The sequence below is a fragment of the Pseudomonas abieticivorans genome, from assembly GCF_023509015.1.
Taxonomy (GTDB): Bacteria; Pseudomonadota; Gammaproteobacteria; order Pseudomonadales; family Pseudomonadaceae; genus Aquipseudomonas; species Aquipseudomonas abieticivorans.
Genome location: NZ_CP094975.1, coordinates 3,342,357 through 3,361,742 on the forward strand (window position 1 = coordinate 3,342,357; position 19,386 = coordinate 3,361,742).

General features: G+C 63.1%; 19 protein-coding genes. 9 read left to right on the forward strand and 10 right to left on the reverse strand.

Annotation, left to right across the window (positions count from 1 at the left end; all coding sequences use genetic code 11):
* Nucleotides 1–21 precede the first annotated feature (21 nt).
* Both amn and L9B60_RS15310 read left to right on the forward strand, forming a co-directional pair.
* On the forward strand, nucleotides 22–1,521 hold the full coding sequence (gene amn, locus L9B60_RS15305) for an AMP nucleosidase (protein WP_249679747.1): 1,500 nt from the start codon (nucleotides 22–24) through the stop codon (nucleotides 1,519–1,521).
* A gap of 66 nt (nucleotides 1,522–1,587) precedes the next feature.
* A complete protein-coding gene (locus tag L9B60_RS15310; RefSeq protein ID WP_249679614.1) occupies nucleotides 1,588–2,205 on the forward strand; it encodes a pseudouridine synthase in 618 nt (205 codons plus the stop codon).
* 10 nt (nucleotides 2,206–2,215) lie between these two features.
* On the opposite strand, the gene L9B60_RS15315 is transcribed toward L9B60_RS15310, so the two are convergent.
* Both L9B60_RS15315 and L9B60_RS15320 read right to left on the reverse strand, forming a co-directional pair.
* Nucleotides 2,216–2,425 carry a DUF2788 domain-containing protein gene (locus L9B60_RS15315; protein ID WP_249679615.1) on the reverse strand — a complete coding sequence of 70 codons (210 nt, stop codon included), beginning with the start codon at nucleotides 2,423–2,425 and terminating at the stop codon, nucleotides 2,216–2,218.
* A 12-nt stretch (nucleotides 2,426–2,437) separates the two neighbouring features.
* Nucleotides 2,438–2,917 carry an Lrp/AsnC family transcriptional regulator gene (locus L9B60_RS15320; protein ID WP_249679616.1) on the reverse strand — a complete coding sequence of 160 codons (480 nt, stop codon included), beginning with the start codon at nucleotides 2,915–2,917 and terminating at the stop codon, nucleotides 2,438–2,440.
* Nucleotides 2,918–3,737: 820 nt separating this feature from the next.
* Here L9B60_RS15320 and L9B60_RS15325 point away from each other — a divergent pair.
* Nucleotides 3,738–4,787 carry a DUF6515 family protein gene (locus tag L9B60_RS15325; protein ID WP_249679617.1) on the forward strand — a complete coding sequence of 350 codons (1,050 nt, stop codon included), beginning with the start codon at nucleotides 3,738–3,740 and terminating at the stop codon, nucleotides 4,785–4,787.
* Here L9B60_RS15325 and L9B60_RS15330 read toward each other — a convergent pair.
* Complete coding sequence (locus L9B60_RS15330) at nucleotides 4,780–5,691, reverse strand: cation diffusion facilitator family transporter (RefSeq protein WP_249679618.1); 912 nt, start codon at nucleotides 5,689–5,691, stop codon at nucleotides 4,780–4,782. The genes L9B60_RS15325 and L9B60_RS15330 overlap by 8 nt on opposite strands.
* Nucleotides 5,692–5,699: 8 nt before the next feature.
* Entirely contained in the window at nucleotides 5,700–6,119 is a 420-nt protein-coding gene (gene pmcY, locus L9B60_RS15335) for a periplasmic Zn2+ metallochaperone PmcY (protein ID WP_249679619.1), read from the reverse strand.
* A 120-nt stretch (nucleotides 6,120–6,239) separates the two neighbouring features.
* Between pmcY and hrpB the strand changes: the two genes are divergently transcribed.
* Nucleotides 6,240–8,765 (forward strand): ATP-dependent helicase HrpB, encoded by a 2,526-nt coding sequence (hrpB, locus tag L9B60_RS15340; protein ID WP_249679620.1) that lies wholly within the window; start codon nucleotides 6,240–6,242, stop codon nucleotides 8,763–8,765.
* Between the two features lie 133 nt (nucleotides 8,766–8,898).
* Here hrpB and L9B60_RS15345 read toward each other — a convergent pair whose 3' ends face one another.
* From L9B60_RS15345 to L9B60_RS15355, 3 genes are all read right to left on the reverse strand, one after another.
* Complete coding sequence (locus L9B60_RS15345) at nucleotides 8,899–9,828, reverse strand: IS110 family RNA-guided transposase (protein WP_249677685.1); 930 nt, start codon at nucleotides 9,826–9,828, stop codon at nucleotides 8,899–8,901.
* A 283-nt stretch (nucleotides 9,829–10,111) separates the two neighbouring features.
* On the reverse strand, nucleotides 10,112–11,206 hold the full coding sequence (locus L9B60_RS15350) for an endonuclease/exonuclease/phosphatase family protein (RefSeq protein WP_249679621.1): 1,095 nt from the start codon (nucleotides 11,204–11,206) through the stop codon (nucleotides 10,112–10,114).
* Between the two features lie 64 nt (nucleotides 11,207–11,270).
* On the reverse strand, nucleotides 11,271–11,939 hold the full coding sequence (locus tag L9B60_RS15355) for a hypothetical protein (protein WP_249679622.1): 669 nt from the start codon (nucleotides 11,937–11,939) through the stop codon (nucleotides 11,271–11,273).
* 199 nt (nucleotides 11,940–12,138) lie between these two features.
* Here L9B60_RS15355 and L9B60_RS15360 point away from each other — a divergent pair, with 199 nt between their 5' ends.
* From L9B60_RS15360 to L9B60_RS15370, 3 genes are all read left to right on the forward strand, one after another.
* Nucleotides 12,139–12,894 (forward strand): DUF2076 domain-containing protein, encoded by a 756-nt coding sequence (locus L9B60_RS15360; protein ID WP_249679623.1) that lies wholly within the window; start codon nucleotides 12,139–12,141, stop codon nucleotides 12,892–12,894.
* A 123-nt stretch (nucleotides 12,895–13,017) separates the two neighbouring features.
* A complete protein-coding gene (locus tag L9B60_RS15365) occupies nucleotides 13,018–13,497 on the forward strand; it encodes a LabA-like NYN domain-containing protein (RefSeq protein WP_249679624.1) in 480 nt (159 codons plus the stop codon).
* Between the two features lie 16 nt (nucleotides 13,498–13,513).
* The gene (locus L9B60_RS15370) at nucleotides 13,514–14,122 is read left to right on the forward strand and encodes a 3'-5' exonuclease (RefSeq protein WP_249679625.1); all 609 of its coding nucleotides are present in this window, start codon (nucleotides 13,514–13,516) and stop codon (nucleotides 14,120–14,122) included.
* Between the two features lie 94 nt (nucleotides 14,123–14,216).
* On the opposite strand, the gene L9B60_RS15375 is transcribed toward L9B60_RS15370, so the two are convergent.
* Nucleotides 14,217–14,660, reverse strand: coding sequence for an Lrp/AsnC family transcriptional regulator (locus tag L9B60_RS15375; RefSeq protein ID WP_249679626.1), 444 nt, complete (start codon nucleotides 14,658–14,660; stop codon nucleotides 14,217–14,219).
* A gap of 156 nt (nucleotides 14,661–14,816) precedes the next feature.
* On the opposite strand from L9B60_RS15375, the gene yedA reads away from it, so the two are divergent.
* Both yedA and rhlE1 read left to right on the forward strand, forming a co-directional pair.
* The gene (gene yedA, locus L9B60_RS15380) at nucleotides 14,817–15,716 is read left to right on the forward strand and encodes a drug/metabolite exporter YedA (protein WP_249679627.1); all 900 of its coding nucleotides are present in this window, start codon (nucleotides 14,817–14,819) and stop codon (nucleotides 15,714–15,716) included.
* 39 nt (nucleotides 15,717–15,755) lie between these two features.
* Complete coding sequence (gene rhlE1 / locus L9B60_RS15385; RefSeq protein WP_249671511.1) at nucleotides 15,756–17,090, forward strand: RNA helicase RhlE1; 1,335 nt, start codon at nucleotides 15,756–15,758, stop codon at nucleotides 17,088–17,090.
* A 60-nt stretch (nucleotides 17,091–17,150) separates the two neighbouring features.
* Here the strand turns inward: rhlE1 and L9B60_RS15390 are convergent, their stop codons facing one another.
* Together L9B60_RS15390 and L9B60_RS15395 are read right to left on the reverse strand one after the other, a co-directional pair.
* Nucleotides 17,151–18,395 carry a TIGR03862 family flavoprotein gene (locus L9B60_RS15390; RefSeq protein WP_249671512.1) on the reverse strand — a complete coding sequence of 415 codons (1,245 nt, stop codon included), beginning with the start codon at nucleotides 18,393–18,395 and terminating at the stop codon, nucleotides 17,151–17,153.
* Between the two features lie 59 nt (nucleotides 18,396–18,454).
* A complete protein-coding gene (locus L9B60_RS15395) occupies nucleotides 18,455–19,372 on the reverse strand; it encodes a histone deacetylase family protein (RefSeq protein WP_249671513.1) in 918 nt (305 codons plus the stop codon).
* Nucleotides 19,373–19,386: the final 14 nt, after the last annotated feature.

A 19,386-nucleotide genomic window follows, 5' to 3' on the forward strand; every position in this document is an offset into this window, starting at 1 on the left:
GGATACAGGCAAGATGGAGCTCTGCAAGAGTCAGACAGGAAGTTCACCGTGACCAGTACAGCCGATGCATTTGTAGTTGTAGAGTCTGCCGAGGAAGCCGTTGACCGGCTCGCGGCCTTACATGAACGGGCCACTACTGCCTTGAGCCAGGCGTTGAAGCGCTACCTCAAGGACCGCACCGAACCCGACGCCGCGCAACGCGTGACGTTCCGTTACCCCGAACTGCGCCTGACCTATCGCGTGCAGGGCGAAGTGCCGACCATCACCCGCGCCTACGCCAAGGTGCAGTTGCCGGGCACTTACAGCGTCACCGTCACCCACCCGGCGGCGTTTCGCAACTACCTGCTCGAACAGCTCAAGCCGCTGATGAGCGACTTCACCGTGGTGGTGGAAGTGGGCGTCAGTGAACAGAACATCCCGTACCCCTACGTGGTGGAGCAAGGCGACGAGCTGGCCGGCACCGGCGTGACCGCGGCTGCGCTGGCGCGGGTATTCCCCAGTACCGACCTGTCGGCGGCCACCGACGGTATCGCCGACGGCCTGTACGATTGGGCGAACGTCGACCCGCTGCCCTTGGCGCTGTTCGACGCGGCGCGCGTCGACTTCTCGCTGCGCCGCCTGGTGCATTACACCGGCAGCGACTGGCGCCACGTGCAGCCATGGATTCTGCTGACCAACTACCACCGCTATGTCGATCAGTTCGTGATGCATGGCCTGGAGCAGCTGCAGAATGACCCGCGCTTCGTGCGCATGGTCATGCCGGGCAACGTCATCATCGACAAAGCCATGAGCCACGATGAAGCCCAGGCACTGGCTGCAGGCGTTGTGTGGCACCGTTACCAGATGCCGGCCTACCACCTGATCGCCGAAGACGGTCACGGCGTAACGCTGGTGAACATCGGCGTAGGCCCCTCCAACGCCAAAAACATCACCGACCACCTGGCGGTGCTGCGCCCGCACTGCTGGCTGATGATCGGCCACTGCGGCGGCCTGCGTCAGTCGCAAACCATCGGCGACTACGTGTTGGCCCACGCCTACATGCGCCAGGACGGCATTCTCGACCGCGTGCTGCCACCCAACATCCCGATTCCGGCATTGGCCGAGGTGCAGCTGGCGTTGCAGGAAGCGGCGGCGCAGGTCACCGGCGAGCGTGGCGACGAGCTGAAAAAACGCCTGCGCACCGGCACCGTATTGACCTATGACGACCGTAACTGGGAGCTGCGCTGGGCGCAGGAGCGGCCGTTGATCAACCTGTCGCGCGCCGTGGCCGTGGACATGGAAAGCGGCACCATCGCCGCCCAAGGTTACCGCCTGCGTGTGCCTTACGGCACTTTGCTGTGCGTGTCCGACAAGCCGCTGCACAGCGAGATCAAACTGCCGGGCTCGGCCAACGCGTTCTACAACCGTGCGGTCAGCCAGCACTTGAACATCGGGATCGCGGCCCTGGACCTGCTGCGTAACCAGCTCAACTCGCTGCACTCGCGCAAACTGCGCAGCTTCGACGAACCGCCGTTCCGTTGAGGTTTGCTCAAACCGGCAGGGCCCTCTAGCATAGGCGGCCCTGCCGGTTTGAATTGTTTGTTGGCCATGTCCCTACCTCCGCGTACCTCCCACCGCAAACCCGCTGCCCCGCGCCGTGTCGCCAAGGCGCCGCCGGCCGCGCCACGCTTGATCCTGTTCAACAAGCCATTCGACGTGCTCACCCAGTTCAGCGATGGTGACGGGCGCGCTACCCTCAAGGATTACATCGACGTGCCCGGCGTGTACCCAGCCGGGCGCCTGGATCGCGACAGCGAAGGCTTGTTGCTGCTGACCAATGACGGCCAGTTGCAGGCACGCATCGCCGACCCCAAGCACAAGCTGGCCAAAACCTACTGGGTGCAGGTGGAAGGTGAGCCTGGCGAAGAGCAGTTGCAGCGCCTGCGCCAGGGCGTAGAACTGAACGACGGCATGACCCTGCCCGCCGAGGCTCGCCGCCTGGAAGAGCCTGAGTTGTGGCCGCGCAACCCACCGGTGCGCTTTCGCAAGAACATCCCCACCTACTGGCTGGAGCTGGTGATCAAGGAAGGCCGCAACCGCCAGGTGCGGCGCATGACGGCGGCGGTGGGTTTGCCGACGCTGCGGCTGGTGCGGGTCAGGATCGGCGAGTGGAGCATCGAGGGGCTGGATCAGGGGCAGTGGAAGGAAGTGGCTGCGAAGTTGTAGCTGCCAGCCCTCACCCCGATCGCCCCTCAAGCACCGCAATCACCACGCTCTTGATCACGAACGCGAGAATCCCCAACCCCAGCACCGCAAACAAGATCATCGTGCCAAACCGACCGGCTTTGGACTTTTTCGCCAAGTCCCAGACGATAAAGCCCATGAAGCCGATCAGCACGGTCACCAGGATGGTCATCATCCATTCTTCGAATACGCCTGGGTCCATGTCGTTCTCCTGTCAGGTACGCAGATGCGTCAACGGCAACTCGGTGCTGGCCAGCACCTGGTTGAGCACGAAGCTTGAGCGTACGCTGGTTACGCCCTCGATACGGGTCAGGTGGCCGAGCAGCAGTTTTTGATAATGGTCCATGTCGGGCACCACCACCTTGAGCTGGTAGTCGGCCTCCATGCCGGTCACCAGGCTGCATTCCAGCACCTGGGGCAGGCTGCGAATGGCCTGCTCGAAATTCTCGAAGCGTTCGGGCGTGTGTCGGTCCATGCCGATGTGCACGTAGGCCGTCAGGCTCAAGCCGAGCATCTTGCGGTCCAGCAGGGCCACCTGGCGGGTGATGTAGCCGTCATCTTCCAGTTGCTTGACCCGCCGTGAGCAAGGCGAGGGCGACAGGCCGATGCGTTCGGCCAGTTCCTGGTTGGAAATGCGCGCATCGCGCTGCAATTCGGCAAGAATACTCAGGTCATAGCGGTCTAGTTTGCTCACGTTTCAGGCCTTTGTCGTTTCTATTGCGGTAAATTATCTATCCGAAGTTAAAAATTGCGCAAGTGATGATTGATTGAGCAATCTTCGCAATCCTTCGTCGTCCATTGCGGCCTATTCTTATACCCAGAATCACTACCCGGACATGAGTCCACTGCAGCTAGACCCAAGCAGGCAAGCTGCGGCCACTCCTCCCCACAGGGTTGAGGCGGCCCCCGGGTTACACACTGTCCAGAAGACGGCGTGAGGTGAGCCAACGTCAAAAGCGTTGCGCACGGACGAAGTTCGATAGAGGGGGCCGACGGGCCTCCTTTTTTTTTGGCTTAACTCCGCTCTTACCAATGTGGGAGCAAGCCTTGCTTGCGATGGGCTGGCGACTCAATAACGGCCACCACCGGCCGCCCGCGCGGCCTATCGCAAGCAAGCTTGCTCCCACATTTGCTGCAACGTGCCGCAGTCTGGTGGAGAGGTATTGACTGCCTTGGGTGTACTGCAGGTGCATTTTTTTTGGCTTAACTCCGCTCTTACCAATGTGGGAGCAAGCCTTGCTTGCGATGGGCTGGCGACTCAATAACGGCCACCACCGGCCGCCCGCGCGGCCTATCGCAAGCAAGCTTGCTCCCACATTTGCTGCAACGTGCCGCAGTCTGGTGGAGAGGTATTGACTGCCTTGGGTGTACTGCAGGTGCATTTTTTATGCCTGCAGAAAAGCCCAGGTGCCGCCGATACCTGTTTCAGACGGACTGATAGACTTGTACCAGAACCGAAATCGGTTTTTTAAGTCTTACGTATACGTATACGCCCTAACCCCGTGAGGATAAGCATGAAGTCGCGCATCTGGCGTTTGGCAGGTGTTGGTTTGCTCTGTTTGGGCGTCAGCGCCCAGACCTTGGCTGAAGGGCCTAACAGTCAGCAAGAACAACAACGGGGCGAGCAACATGGCCCGCAAGGTGGCCAGCATAACGGGGAGCATGGCGGTGGCCAGCAGAACCGTGCACCGCAGCAAGACAACCGCACGCCGTCGGCAAACCGTGCCCCCCCGCAGGAAAATCGTGCGCCGCAGCAGAATCGCGTGCAACCCAATCAATTCCCGCAGAACCAATACCGTCAACAGCAGCCCCAGCAGAACCAGTTTCCACAGAACCAATATCACCAGCCCGAGCACGTAAATCAGCCCCCGATCCAGCCGCGGCCAGACACCGTGCGCCAGACCCAGGAGCCGATCCGTGGCAACTATCAGGACCTACGCCCGCAGAACGGCGGCCATAACAACTGGCAAGCCGGTGGTCGCCCCGATGATCACCGTTGGCCGGGCCGCCCTGATGGGCATGGCAACGGTTGGGGGGGTGGCCCGCGTTATCGCCCAGGGCAAATGATCGAACGCTTCCCCGGCCAGGAATATCGTGTGCCGTACCGTGGCCAGGACTTTTTCTATTCAGGTGGCTACTGGTATCGCCCGCTGGGCACCCGCTATGAAGTGGTGACGCCGCCTTATGGCATCCGTACCCGCTACATTCCCGACTACGCCCAAGAGATGTGGATTGGTGGCGCGCTGTTCTTTGTGGCCGCCGGCAGTTACTACCAGTGGCAGGACGACAGTCAGGATTACGTGGTCGTCAACCCGCCGCAGCAACCGGTACAGGTGCAACAGCAGGAACAGCAGGCCAGCCCGTATGACGTGGCCTCGTATCCGGCGTATGGCCAAAGCCCTGAACAAGTCCAGCAAGACCGCTACGACTGCTACCGCTGGGCGGTCGAGCAAACCCACTTCGACCCGGCATCGGCCACTTACGCCCCGGACCCCTCGGTGGTGGCAAGCTTTCGCAACGCCACGGCCTCGTGCCTGAGCGGGCGTGGTTACCAGGTCAATTGATCGGCTGAGCCCGTTCGCGGCTCGCTTTCACCAGTTCCTGCGGGTCGGCGTGCACCAGCACCTCGGCCCGCGGGAACTCGGCCTTGATGGCCGCTTCCACTTGGTCGCACAGGGCGTGCGCGGCGGTCAGGGTCAGGTCACCCGGCAATTCCAGATGCAACTGCACGAACCAGTGTGTGCCGGACATGCGCGTGCGCAGGTCATGGGCGCCGAGTACGCCCGGCACGCTGCAGGCCAAGGCAAGCATCTGCTCGCTGACTTCCACGTCCAGTGCTTTGTCCATCAGGATGGCGGTACTTTCCCGGGCGATCTGGATGGCGCTCCAAAGGATGTACAGGGAAATCCCCAAGCCGAAAAACGCGTCCGTCTGTGGAAAGCCAAAGCGGGCCAACACCAACGCCACCAGGATGCTGCCGTTGAGCATCATGTCGGAACGGTAGTGCAGCGAGTCGGCGCGAATGGCCGTGGAGCCAGTTTCGCGGATCACCTTGAACTGAATCGTCAGCAGCCCGGCCGTGAGCACCAGCGACAGGATCATTACCGCGATGCCCACGCCCGCTTCGCCGATAGGCTGCGGGTTATGCAGCCGTTCGAAGGCTTGGTAGGCGATGATCACCGCACTGGCGCCGATAAACAGTGCCTGGGCCATGCCTGCCAGCGCTTCGGCCTTGCCGTGGCCATAACGGTGGTCCTCGTCGGCTGGGCGCAGCGCGTAATGCACCGCCAGCAGGTTGAGGAACGAGGTGGCGCCATCCAGTATCGAGTCGGTCAGGCCGGCTAGCAGGCTGACCGAGCCGCTCAGCCACCAGGCAATGGCCTTGGCAATGATCAGCACAGTGGCCACGCCCAGCGACGCGCGGGTCGCCAGGCGCAACAGCTTGAGGTGTCGCTCGGAGTTGGCCATGGAATCCCTTATGCCGCGGGCTTGAAGCCGTACATCGCCAGTTGCTCGACGCTGCCGCGATGCTGGATCAGGCGTGGGTCGTTGAGGGGCAGGTTCTTGCCCAGTTCCGATTGCAGGATGGCTTGCAGCTTGGCCTTGTCGACCTTGCCGTCGGCGGTGATGGCTTCATTGAGTTTTTCCGGGGCCACTTGCGCCGTGCTGCCGCCTGGCAAGTAGATGGCGCCGGTGGCGAAGTCGACGCCGAAGGCGATCAGGCCGGGGATCACGTAAAACAAGATGCCGACCGCGTCGAGCACGGCGATCACCGGGTCGATCTTGCCGTCGATCTGGCCGCGACGATCAGGCCAGAACAGGGTGCCGCAGGCGGTCAGTTGGGTCAGCAGGGCAGCGACCACGACGCCACCGATTACACGGGAAGGGATGCGCATGAAGAACTCCAGACAGGAAGGCCACAACTATACAAGGCAAAGCGCCCGCACTCACAGTTAAGACCATGAATATGAACGCAGGGTTCGCCGTTATACTGCTCGGCCTGTTTGGGAGCCACCATGATTTCATTGCCGATTGATGCCGTCGTCCCGGCCTTGCGCCAGGCCCTTGCGGCGCGCCACGAAGCCGTCCTCGAAGCCCCGCCCGGCGCGGGCAAGACCACCCGCGTGCCGCTGGCGCTGCTGGATGAGCCGTGGCTGGCCGGGCAGACCATTCTGATGCTCGAACCAAGGCGCCTGGCCGCGCGCGCAGCGGCCGAGCGGCTGGCCAGCGAGTTGGGTGAAAAGGTCGGCGAAACCGTGGGCTATCGCATCCGGTTGGAAAGCCGCGTGGGGCCCAATACCCGCATCGAAGTAGTGACCGAGGGCATCCTCACCCGGCGCTTGCAGGATGACCCGGCGCTGGATGGCGTGGGGCTGGTCATTTTCGACGAATTCCACGAGCGCAGCCTGGACGCCGACCTGGCGTTGGCATTAAGCCTTAATGGCCGCGAGTTGTTGCGTGATGATCCGCCGCTGAAGATTTTGCTGATGTCGGCCACCCTGGAGGGCGAACGCCTGTCCAGCCTGCTGAATGACGCCCCGGTGGTGCGCAGCGAAGGCCGCATGTACCCGGTGGCGATGCGCTGGGGCCGGCCGTTCCAGGTGGGCGAATACATCGAGCCACGGGTGGTGCAGGCCGTGCTGGAAGCGGTCAACGACGAAACCGGTAGCGTGCTGGTGTTCCTGCCCGGCCAAGCCGAGATCCGCCGTGTGCACCAGCAATTGGGCGAGGCACTGGGCGCGCGCGCAGACATCCTGCTTTGCCCCTTGCACGGCGAACTGGACCTAGCGGCGCAGCGTGCGGCCATCGACCCGGCACCAGTGGGCAAGCGCAAGATCGTGCTGGCCACCAACATCGCCGAAACCAGCCTGACCATCGATGGCGTGCGCGTGGTGGTGGATGCCGGCCTTGCGCGGGTGCCGCGTTTCGATCCGGGCAACGGCATGACCCGCCTGGATACCCAGCGTATCTCCCGTGCCAGTGCGACCCAACGGGCCGGCCGGGCAGGGCGGCTGGAGCCAGGCGTATGTTATCGGCTGTGGTCCGAGGCCCAGCATGATCAGTTGGCCGCCTACGGCGCTGCCGAAATCCTGCAGGCTGATCTGGCCGGGCTGGCGTTGCAACTGACCCGTTGGGGCGTGACGCCCGGCCAGCTCAGTTGGCTGGACCTGCCTCCCACTGCGGCCTATGGCCAAGCACTGGATTTGCTGGTGCGCCTGGGCGCCGTCAGCGACGCCAAGGCGGTGAGCCTGACCGAGCACGGCCAACGCATGGCGCAGTTGCCAGCGCACCCGCGCATTGCGCACCTGCTGCTGCGTGGCCATTCCTTCGGCCTGGCAGAGCTTGCGTGTGACGTCGCCGCGCTGTTGGGCGAGCGTGACATCCTGCGCGGCGCCGGCGCCGACCTGCACAGCCGGCTCGGCTTGGTGTCGGGGGAGCAAAAAGCCCAGCGTGGCGGCCAAGGTGGCGTGCAACGGGTCCGCCAGTTGGCCCGGCAATATCGTGGCTACCTGCGCGGCAACGCCAGCAGCCCCGTGGCCGACCCGGACCATCCGCGCTGGCTCGGCGCCCTGTTGGCACTGGCTTATCCCGACCGCGTCGCCCAGCAGCGGCGCGAAGGTGGCGCCGAGTATCGACTGGCGAATGGCCGGGCAGCGCTGTTCGGCGAAGCCGATGCCTTGATGAAAAACCCTTGGATCGTTATCGCCGACCTGGGCAGCCGCCAAGGCCAGCGCGAAGAGCGTATCTACCTGGCCAGCGATTTCGACCCGCAGTTGTTCGATACGGTGCTTGCCGAGCAGGTGCGCAACCTGGACTTGCTGGACTGGGACGAGCGCGAGGGCGTGCTTCGCGCCGAACGGCAGCGCAAAGTGGGCGAACTGATCCTGAGCCGTGAGCCCTTGACCGGGCTCGACGAGTCGGCGCGTGCGCAGGCCTTGCTCGGCCTGGTGCGGCGCAAGGGCCTTGAACTGTTGCCCTGGACTCCGGAACTGCGCCAATGGCAGGCCCGGGTCATGTTGCTGCGCGAACTGGACATGGCCAGCCAAGGTAAAAGCGAATGGCCCGAGGTGAGCAACGAGGCCCTGCTCGACACCCTGGAAGACTGGCTGCAGCCCTATCTGGGCAAAGTCACCCGGCTCAGCCATTTTGCCAACCTGGACTTCTCCTCGATCCTGCGCAACGCCTTGCCGTGGCCGTTGCCGCAGCGTCTGGACGAATGGGCGCCGCAGCACCTCAGCGTGCCATCCGGCTCCTCGATCCGCCTGGACTACACCGAGCAGCCACCGATTCTGGCCGTGCGCCTGCAAGAGTTGTTCGGCCTGGCGCAAACTCCACGCATTGCCAATGGCCGGTTGGAAGTGAAGTTGCACCTGCTGTCCCCGGCCCGGAGGCCGGTGCAGGTCACCCAGGACCTGGCCAACTTCTGGCGTACCACCTATGCCGAGGTGAAGAAGGACCTGAAGGGGCGCTACCCCAAGCATTATTGGCCGGATGACCCCTTGGTGGCGGAGGCGACGGCTCGGATCAAACCGCGTAAGTAGCCTGTAGCGCGGGGTCTTTTTCGCGGATGAATCCGCTCCTACAGGGGTAAAAATGCGCCTGTAGGAGCAACTGTCTTCCGCCTTAAATTTTGATCGCACTGCAAAGCCTTGCTTTGCAGTGCGATCAAGTCTTTCATGCCGCTTGTGCCTTCCAGGCCGTGCCATCCCTGACCATCGCGTTGAGCCTCACGATAAATACTCGCATACAGGCTACTACAGCGACTTTAGAGCACTTTCCGCGCGCGCATAACGTGCTATAGCGCATTTTGAATTCCGGGTTGCTCAGGATGGCAGCCCAGCACGCCATGTATAGAACTCGTCGCATTTTTGCTCGGCCACCCCAGATACTTCGCGGCCCAGAGCGGTTGCCGCTGTCGTTGTTATAGGGCGCCACACCGACCAGGGCCGCTATCTCACGTCGGTCCAGTGAGCCAAGCTCTGGCAAGTAGCACAGCAAGCTTGCCACTGTGACAGGGCCGACGCCTTTTACCGACATCAGTTGCTTCGCTCTGTCGGAGTCCACGCTTTTCGTGGCTTGCTTGATTACCTTGTCCAGCTGTTTGATCAACTCGCGCAAGTGCTTAATGTGCTGGTTGAAATTGGCGATGACCACCGCCGAGTTGGCTTGCTTGAGCCGACGCTTATTGTCATCACGCTGCTGGACGAACCGATCACGCTGCTTGACCAGCTCCCTGAGCTCATCGCGCTCCGGAGTCGATGCCTGGCTAGGACAATCGTCGATTTTCGATGCGAAGTCGGCTAAGACCATTGCATCAATCTTGTCCGTTTTAGCTCTTTTGCCCATCGCCTCTGCGAACTGGCGAGCCCGAACAGGATTGATACAAACGGCGTTGTGACCAGCCTTCTGAAGCGTGCGCAGGGCCAGCTTTTCGTATCCGCCGGTCGCCTCCATTAAAATTCGCCCGACCTCAAGTTGGCCAAGACAAGTCTCTAGCTGGGCTAGGCCCTCGTTGTCGTTTGAAGTAGTGAAAGTGATGCCTTGAGGCTTGATCCCAATTTCAAGGCTAGCTTTTGCAACGTCGATCCCAATCCAAGACAACATGGCCAGACCCTCCTACACTTGTGAGTGAGAGCGCTCTGGCGTGGCCCACGCTTGTATTCGAGTGGTGCTCGTTCAACTGTTCGGGCTTTATCGCCAGAGTGAAGAGGTGGGTAGCAGCTTTGCTCCTACACGTGCTTCAAGCACAACGGATTAACAGCTTGCTACTCACCGCTCTCACCTCAAAGTCTAACCACCTCTGCAGATACAAGCGGATTGATCCGCGAAAAGGCCGCCGCCGCAGTGCGGCCTTCGCGGATAATCCTCGAAAAGAGCACCGCCCAGGTCAGGGCGTGGCAGGCGGCGAAGGCAACAAAAACCGCGCTACCAGCGGCAAATGGTCGGAAATTTCCAGCGTATCCTCCTGCCTTACCTGCGCCTGCACCCGCTTGATCCGCGGGCTGTACAGCAAATAGTCCAGGGTGCGCACCGGCCCCTGCACGGCGGGGTCGTTGGGGTAGTGGGTAAACCAGTCTTCGCGGTCCACGCCGCCGGCTTCGCTGTTGCTGGGGATCATCGGGTAGCGGTCCCACAGCAGGTGCAGGTCGCTGTCGGGCGAGAAGCTGGCCTGGTCGGCTGGCGTCAGGCGGCGGTACTGGCCCAGCGGCAGGGCGTTGAAGTCGCCGCCGATGATCCACGGGGTACCCTGGCCTTCAAGCGTGTCTACCTGCCAGGCGATCAGCTCGAGCTGTTGGCGTTGGGTGTCGCGGCCGGGGTGGTAGCGGTCCAGCTGGGTGTTGAGCACGGCCAATTGGCCGCCGTCACGCAGCGGCAGGTAGCTGGTGAGCAAGGCGCGCTTGGGTTCGAAGGGCGTTTGCAGCGGGTTACCTGGCGCCTGGGGCAATTGCAGGCGCTCGGCCTGTTTGATCTGGAAGCGGCTGAGGGTGACCAGCTTGCGGCCGACGCTGCCGAAGATATGCCGGCTGGGGATAAAGTCAGCCTTCCACTCGAACGCTTGGGCGGCGCAGGGGTACAGGTCGATCACCCGCTCGCGCAGCAGCGCCAGTTGGTCCTGGTAATCGGTGCTCTTGGCGCCTTCGTCGAGTTCTTGCAGCAGCACCACGTCGGGCTCTTCGGCGCGGATCACCCGGGCCACTTCGTCCAGGTTGTACGCCAGGTCTTGCGGGGTAGGGCGCTCGTCCGGGCCGCTGTTGTCGGCCAGGTCGTACCAGAACACATAGCGTTTGCCGGCCAGGTACTGCACGTTCCAGGTCATCACCTTGAGGGCCTGGCCAGGTATAAGCGTGGGCGCCGGGGCGTTGCACAATTGCGTTTGCTGCTCGCGTGGCTCGGGGTGCCAGGTCAGGTTGTAGACCAGCACCCAAAGCAGAGCGGCCAGGATCAGCAGTACCAGCAGGGTGTTGCGCAGTCGTCGGGTCATCGGCTCGGCTTATGGCTTTGCGTGGGTTGCCCGAGCATAACCGAGTGCGAGCCGCGCGCCCACGTCATTGCACCTGGCTGGTGGGCGCCTTGTCCATGAATAGCATGTACAGGCGGTACAGCACCACGCTGGTGAACAGTTGCAGGAAGCCATTGAGGCTGTCCAGCAACAGCGACAGCAGGTTGCCAGGCTCTGGCCAGATCACCCCGCTCAGCAGGTCGATGGCCCACAGCGGCACCAGCGCGCCGAGCACGCAGGTCAGGATGCGCCAGAAATGCCCCTGGCTCATGCGAAAGCTCTCGGTCATCGCCGCCATGGGCGTGTAGCCGCGCAGCACCAGCAGGTATTCGGAAAACACCAGCTTGACCATCACCCACAGCCCTGGCAACACGAACATCGACACGCCCAGCATGATCAGGATGGTGCTCATGGCCGCCAGCAGCGCAAACATCGGCCACAGGCGCACGGCCATGGCCAGCAGGTCGCGGGTGCGCGGCGAATAGCCGTCGCTGCGCGCATCCAGGAACAGGATCAGCGCGGCGGTGTACAGCGGGTAGAACAGTAGCCCTGTGACGATGTCATAGACAGGAGAACCGTCCACGCCGACAACGTGGTCCACCACCTGCTTGCTGACGGATTCGAGCACCACCAGCGGCAGGCACAGTTGCAGGATCGCCCACAGGTGGCGGCGGAAAAAGTACAACGAGTCGCGCAGGACGCTAAACGGGGTCATCGGTTGGTATCGCCATGAAAAGCAGGACGACACTTTAGCCGATGACGCAGGCCGGTCCAACCACCGGCTGGGGCGGCAAGCTGAACTAAGTTTCATCTGGCCTGATATTGAAACCGGCGCCTGTGCCCCCATTATTTTCCCATGCCCACGCCATCTCGGCGGGGCAGGTGTTTACTACCGGCAATCTAACGAGGTCGCCATGAACAGCGAAGAGCAAAACCTGATCGATGGACTGTTTGCACGGCTGAAACAAGCCGAAACGGATTCCGCGCCCCGCGACGCCCAGGCGGATGAGCGGATCAGGGGGCACGTGGCCGCCCAGCCGGCTGTGCCTTACTACATGGCTCAATCGATTCTGGTCCAGGAAGCGGCGATCAAGCGCCTGGACGAGCAGAACAAAAAACTGCAGGCCGACCTGAGCCAGGCGCAGGCCCAATTGCAGCAAGCCCAGGCCAACCCGCCGCAGCAGAGCGGCGGCTTTTTGTCGAGCATCTTTGGTGGCAGCAGCTCGCGCCCCGCAGCGCCAGCGCCTGCGCCGCAGGCTTCCGGCGGCTGGCGTGAACCGGCCGGCAATCAGTACAGCCAACCGGCACCGCCCCCGCAGCAACCGTACTACGCGCCACCACCGCAGCAGCAAGCGGCGGCACCGGCTGGCGGCGGTTTCATGCGTGGCGCCCTGCAAACCGCAGCGGGCGTGGCCGGCGGCGTGATGCTGGCTGAAGGCATCAGCAGCCTGTTCCACCACAACTCGCAGCCACAGGAAATCGTCGAGGTGCTCCAGGAGCAGCCCGCGCAACTGGCGGACCAGGGCGGTTGGAACAACGGCAACGACGAGCGGTTGAGCAATAACGATTCCTTTGCCGGCAACGACCAGGGCGGCTTCATGGATTCCGACTACAGCGACGACAGTGGCGGTGGTGGCGGTTTCTTCGATGACGACGACTCTTTTGTCTAAGCCCTGCTGACCTCGGCCCGCAAGCTCTTGCGGGCCACTTAGCACCGCGTTTTTCACAGCAAGCCGCTTCGGGCTGGCATACTGGGCGCCTTATCAGCGCCAGTGGCGCCCCGAGGACGTGCGGTGAAAAGAATCGCGGTGTTTGCCGATGTACAAAACCTCTATTACACCGTGCGCCAGGCCTATGGTTGCCATTTCAACTATGCCGCCTTGTGGGCTGACATCAGCAAGCAGGGGCAGATCGTCGAGGCGTATGCGTACGCCATCGATCGCGGTGACAGCAAACAGCAGCAATTCCAGCAGATCCTGCGCAACCTGGGTTTCACGGTAAAACTCAAACCGTACATCCAGCGCAGCGACGGCTCGGCCAAGGGCGATTGGGACGTAGGCATTACCCTGGACATCATGGATGCCGCCGACCACGTCGATGAAGTGGTGCTGGCCTCCGGCGATGGCGATTTTGACATGCTGCTGGACCGTATCATCGCCAAGCACGGCGTACAGGCCGTGGCCTATGGCGTGCCGGGGCTTACCGCCAACTCGCTGATCCGTGCCGCCAGCCGCTACGTGCCGATCGAAGGCGCGTTGTTGTTGAAGAATTGAACGTATTGGAGCTGTTGTGGAACGTATAGCCGTCATCGACTTCGAGACCACCGGGATTTCCCCCGGTGCCTATTGCCGTGCCACCGAAATCGCCGTGGTGATGCTCGAGCGCGGGCAAATCGTCGGCCGTTATCAGAGCCTGATGAACGCCGGCGTGGCGGTGCCGGCATTCGTCGCCAGCCTGACCGGCATCACCACCGCCATGGTGCGCAGTGCACCACCGGCCACCCAGGTGATGAACGAAGTGGCCGAGTTCGTCGGCGATACGCCGCTGCTGGCGCACAACGCTTCGTTCGACCAGAAGTTCTGGGACTTCGAGCTGGGCCTGATCCGCCGCAACCGCGTGCAAAGCTTCGCCTGTTCTATGCTGCTGGCTCGGCGCTTGATGCCGGCGGCGCCCAACCACAAGCTCGGCACCCTGACCCGCTACGCCAACCTGCCCAACACCGGCCAGGCCCACCGGGCCATGGCCGACGCCGAGATGGCCGCCAACCTGGCGCAGCATCTGGCCGGTGAGTTGCGCGGTCGGCATGGCTTGAGCGAAGTGTCGCACCAGTTGTTCTGTACTTTGCAGAAGGTGCCGGCGGCGAAGATGGCCGAGGCGTTGAGGCGGCATCGAGGGTAGCGGTTGTTCACTGAGAGAGGGCTGAAAGCAGATTGCATTCACAACTCGGTCAGTCCCCTCTCCCCTCGGGAGAGGGCTAGGGTGAGGGCAAGCCTTACCGCGAAAGCTGCTCCAGCGGCACCCGAGGCTCTATGGCGCTGGACAGCACAATCGACGTTTTGCTGAACCCCAGCCGCGCCACTTTATCGATCAGCACCTCAAGCTCCGGCATCGACCCCACCGCCGCGCGCATGAACACGCAGGAATCGCCGGTCACCCGGTAGCATTCCAATATTTGTGGGATTTGCGTCAGGTCGTCGTAGGCTTTTTGGTTGCCGTGCTGGGCCAAGCGCAATTCGATTACGCACTGGATCGGCAAACCAATCTTGCTCAAGTCGACCTGGGCCTGGTAACCGGTGATCACGCCGCTGGATTCAAGCTTGGCCACCCGCTCGGCCACGGCAGGGGCAGACAGGTTGACCTTGCGCGCCAGTTCGGCGAATGAGGCACGGCCGTTGGCCAACAGTTCGCGCAGCAGAATTTGATCGTATTTATCCATCGCCTGGTTTCCCCTGTTTGGAAAACATAGATTACTGGATCTATTACTTTGTTTTACAAGGTTTGCAGGCGCTATTACGCGGTGTTCGGTCTTATTTTTTAACGCCTGCCTTACTAAACTAACGCTACCAACAAGATCTGTTTCAGAGTCATTCCAATGCCTGCCTCCCCGCGCTTCCCTTTGCTATTGATCGGCTCCTTCCTGGCGTTGTACCTGGTGTGGGGGTCTACCTACCTGTTCATTCGGATTGGCGTGGCGTCCTGGCCGCCGATGCTGATGGCGGGTATCCGCTTCATGGTCGCAGGGTCGTTGTTGTATGCCTTCTTGCGCTGGCGTGGCGCGCCGGCACCCACCTGGCAGCAATGGAAGGCGGCCGGTTGCATTGGCTTTTTGCTGCTCAGTTGCGGCAATGGCGGGGTCACGGTGGCGGAGCACGCGGGTGTGGCTTCCGGCGTGGCAGCACTGGCCGTGGCCACGGTGCCGCTGTTCACCTTGCTGTTCAGCCTGTGGTTCGGCCACCGCAATACCCGGCTGGAATGGGCAGGCATCCTGCTCGGCCTGGTCGGTATCGGTTTGCTCAACCTGGGCTCAAACCTTCAATCCAGCCCGATGGGTTCGGCGTTGATCCTGTTCGCCGCCGCCTCCTGGGCCTTCGGCTCGGTGTGGAGCAAGAAATTGCCGCTGCCCCAGGGCGCCATGGCCAGCGCCGCGCAGATGCTGGTGGGCGGTGCAGTGTTGTTGCTGGGCAGCCTGGTCAGTGGTGAACGCATGACGGCGATGCCAACCGCAGCCGGGTGGGGCGCGCTGGCCTATCTGATATTTTTTGGCTCGATCCTGGCGTTCAGCGCCTACATGTACCTGCTCAAGCACGTGCGCCCGGCAGCCGCGACCAGCTATGCCTACGTCAACCCGGCGGTGGCGGTGTTGTTGGGCATCGCCTTTGCCGGTGAAACCGTCGGCCCGGCCGAGTGCCTGGCCATGGCGGTGATCATTGGCGCCGTGGTATTGATCGGCCTGCCGCAATGGCGCAAGCAGGAAGGGGCGCTGACAAGGTAAACTGCGCGCATTGCAGAACTTATCTTGACGGTACCCCCCATGACATTCGCCACCCTTGGCCTGATCGAACCCTTGCTGCGCGCGCTGGAAACCCTTGGCTACCAGACGCCGACCCCTGTCCAGGCCCAGGCCATCCCGGCGGTACTGGCCGGGCGCGACCTGATGGCCGCTGCCCAGACCGGCACCGGTAAAACCGCAGGTTTCGCCTTGCCGATCCTGCAGCGCCTGACCATGGAAGGGCCTAAAGTGGCCAGCAACTGCGTACGGGCCTTGGTATTGGTGCCGACCCGCGAACTGGCCGAGCAGGTGCACGCCAACATTCAGGAGTACGGCGAGCACCTGCCCCTGAGCACTTACGCGGTGTATGGCGGGGTCAGCATCAACCCGCAGATGATGAAGCTGCGCAAGGGCGTCGACGTGCTGGTGGCCACCCCCGGTCGCCTGCTGGACCTGTATCGCCAGAACGCCGTCAAGTTCAGCCAACTGGAAACCCTGGTGCTGGACGAAGCCGACCGCATGCTCGACCTGGGCTTTTCCGAAGAGCTGCGCGATATTTACGCGGCCTTGCCGAAAAAGCGCCAGACCCTGCTGTTCTCGGCCACCTTCTCCGACGCCATCCGCCTGCTGGCCGGGCAGATGCTCAACGATCCGCTCAGCATCGAGGTCAGCCCGCGCAACGTGGCGGCCTCCTCGGTCAAGCAGTGGATTGTTACCGTGGACAAGAAGCGCAAGGCGGAACTGTTCATCCACCTGCTGAAAAAGCAGAAGTGGACGCAAGTGCTGGTGTTCGCCAAGACCCGTAACGGTGTCGACGCTTTGGTCGAGCGCCTGCAAGGGCTGGGCATCAACGCCGACGGCATCCACGGCGACAAGCCCCAGGCGACCCGCCAGCGGGCACTGGACCGCTTCAAGGCCAGCGAAGTACAGATCCTGGTCGCCACCGACGTGGCCGCCCGTGGCCTGGACATCGACGACCTGCCGACCGTGGTCAACTTCGACCTGCCGATCGTTGCCGAAGACTACATCCACCGCATTGGCCGTACCGGGCGTGCCGGCTTGACCGGCGAGGCGATCTCGCTGGTGTGTGCCGACGAGGTGCAACTGCTCTCGGCCATCGAGACCTTGACCCGTCAGGCCCTCAAGCGGGTCGACGAGAGTGGCTTCGAGCCCGATCACCGCGTACCGGAAACCACCGCCAGCGGCGAAGTGATCAAAAAGCCGAAAAAACCGAAAAAGCCGAAGGTGTCGGGCGGCAAGAAAACCTTGGGTAAATGGACCGACAGCGGCGACAGCCCGATCGATGCGGCGCCGCCGGTGAAGCCGGTGCGCAAGGTGCCGGTGTTCAATACCGGGCCGCGCAAGCGTAAGCCTTAAGAAGGCAGCGTCGTGCTTTTCGCGGATGAATCCGCTCCTACAGGCCCTGTAGGCGCGTATTCATCCGCGAAGGCCGCGCAGCCATTCAAGCGCACCAGACCCCGCGCGGCGCCCGCTGGCAAAGCAGGCGGTCAACAGGTAGCCACCCGTCGGCGCCTCCCAGTCGAGCATCTCGCCGGCACAGAACACCCCTGGCACCTGCGTGAGCATCAAGCCTGCATCCATCGCTTCGAACCGCACCCCACCAGCCGTACTGATCGCCTCGTCCAGCGGCCGCGGGCGCACCAACGTTATCGGCAACGCCTTGATCGCCCGCGCCAGCAACGCTGGGTCGGCAAAGCAGTCCTTGCCAGTCAGCTCACGCAACAACGCCGCTTTTACCCCATCGATGCCCAGTTGACTGTGCAGGTGCTTGGCCATCGAACGCGAGCCACGGGGTTTGCGCAGCAGCGCTTCAATTTTAGCCGCAGGTCGGTCCGGCAGCAGGTCCAGGTACAGGGTGGCCGTGCCGGCCTGGTTGATCTGCTCGCGAATCTGCGCCGACAGGGCGTAGACCAGGCTGCCTTCCACGCCGCCAGCGGTCAGCACTGCCTCGCCCAGGCGCGGCGGCTGCCCGGATAACTGCATGGCGACGTTTTTCAGTGGCGCGCCGGCGAATTTTTCGCGCAGTAGATCGCTCCAGGCCGCCACTTCAAAGCCGCAGTTGGCCGGCTGCAATGGGGCGATAGCCACACCGCGCTGTGCCAGCCACGGCAGCCAGGCCGCATCTGAGCCCAGCCGGGCCCAACTGCCGCCGCCCAAGGCCAGCACCACGGCATCGGCACTGATGGCCAACTCGCCGTCGGGGTGGGCGATGCGCAAGGTGCCGTCGGCGTTCCAGCCCAGCCAGCGGTGCCGGGTGTGGATGGCCACGCCGCTGTCGCGCAGGCGCTTGAGCCAGGCGCGCAACAGCGGGGCAGCCTTCATGTCGGTAGGGAATACGCGGCCCGAGGTGCCGACGAAGGTTTCGATGCCCAGCCCGTGAATCCAGGCGCACAGCTGCTCGGCGTCACAGCCCTGCAGCAGGGTGTCGATCTGGGCGCTGCGCTCGGCATAGCGCCTGACAAAGGCCGGGTAGGGTTCCGAATGGGTAATGTTCATGCCGCCCACGCCCGCCAGCAGGAACTTGCGCCCCACCGAAGGCATGCCATCGTACAGGTCCACCTGCACACCGGCGGTGCCCAGCACTTCGGCGGCCATCAGGCCGGCCGGGCCACCGCCGATGATGGCGACGCGTTCAGGCAGGGCAGGGCTGGAATCGGGCATGGGGGCGGGCTGCAATCGGCAAGGGTAAGCGCGCCAGTTTAACGGCCCCAGGCTTTGGGTTACAGCCCAAGATCGGTCCACACCCGTTGCGCGCTGAGGTGCAACAGGCCGTGGCGGCGGGCCAGGGCCGGGCGGTCCTTGCTGTAGCCGCCGCCGATCACGCCCATCACGGGAATGTCACGGCCCAGGCAGTGGCGCATCACCCGCTCGTCGCGGCTGCTGACCCCCTGATCGGTCAGTTGCAGGTAGCCCAAGGCATCGTCCTTGTGCACGTCGACGCCAGCGTCGTACAGCACCAGGTCCGGTTGGTACAGCGGCAACAGGTAATTCAGGGTGTCGTCCACCACCTGCAGGTAATCCGCGTCGCCCATGCCCATGGGCAGCGGGATGTCCCAGTCGCTGTCGGCCTTGCGCGCCGGGAAGTTCTTCTCGCAGTGCAGCGACACGGTGATGGCTTGCGGCGTATCGGCGAGGATGCGCGCGGTGCCGTCGCCCTGGTGCACGTCGCAGTCGAAAATCAGCACCCGGTCCACCCGGCCGCTGGCCAACAGGTAGCGGCTGATCACTGCCAGGTCATTGAAAATGCAGAAACCGGCAGGATGGTCATAATGAGCATGGTGGGTGCCGCCGGCCAGGTGGCAGGCCAGGCCGTGCTGCAAGGCTTGTTCGGCCGCCAGCACCGACCCACCGACCGCGCGCACCGTGCGCCGGGCCAGCGCTTCGCTCCAGGGCAGGCCAAGGCGCCGCTGGTCTTCGCGGGGCAACTCGCCGCTCATGTATCGATCGATATAGTCAGGGTCGTGGGCCAGCGCCAGCAGCTCGGAGGGGCACAGCTCAGGGCGCAGCAAAGCGGCGTCGGTGGTCAGCCCGCTGGCCACCAGGTGATCGCGCAGCAGGCGGAACTTGTCCATCGGGAAGCGATGTTCCGGTGGGAACTCAGGGCTGTAGTCGTCGTGGTAGATCAGTGGCAGCGGCATGCCGAACATAGTGC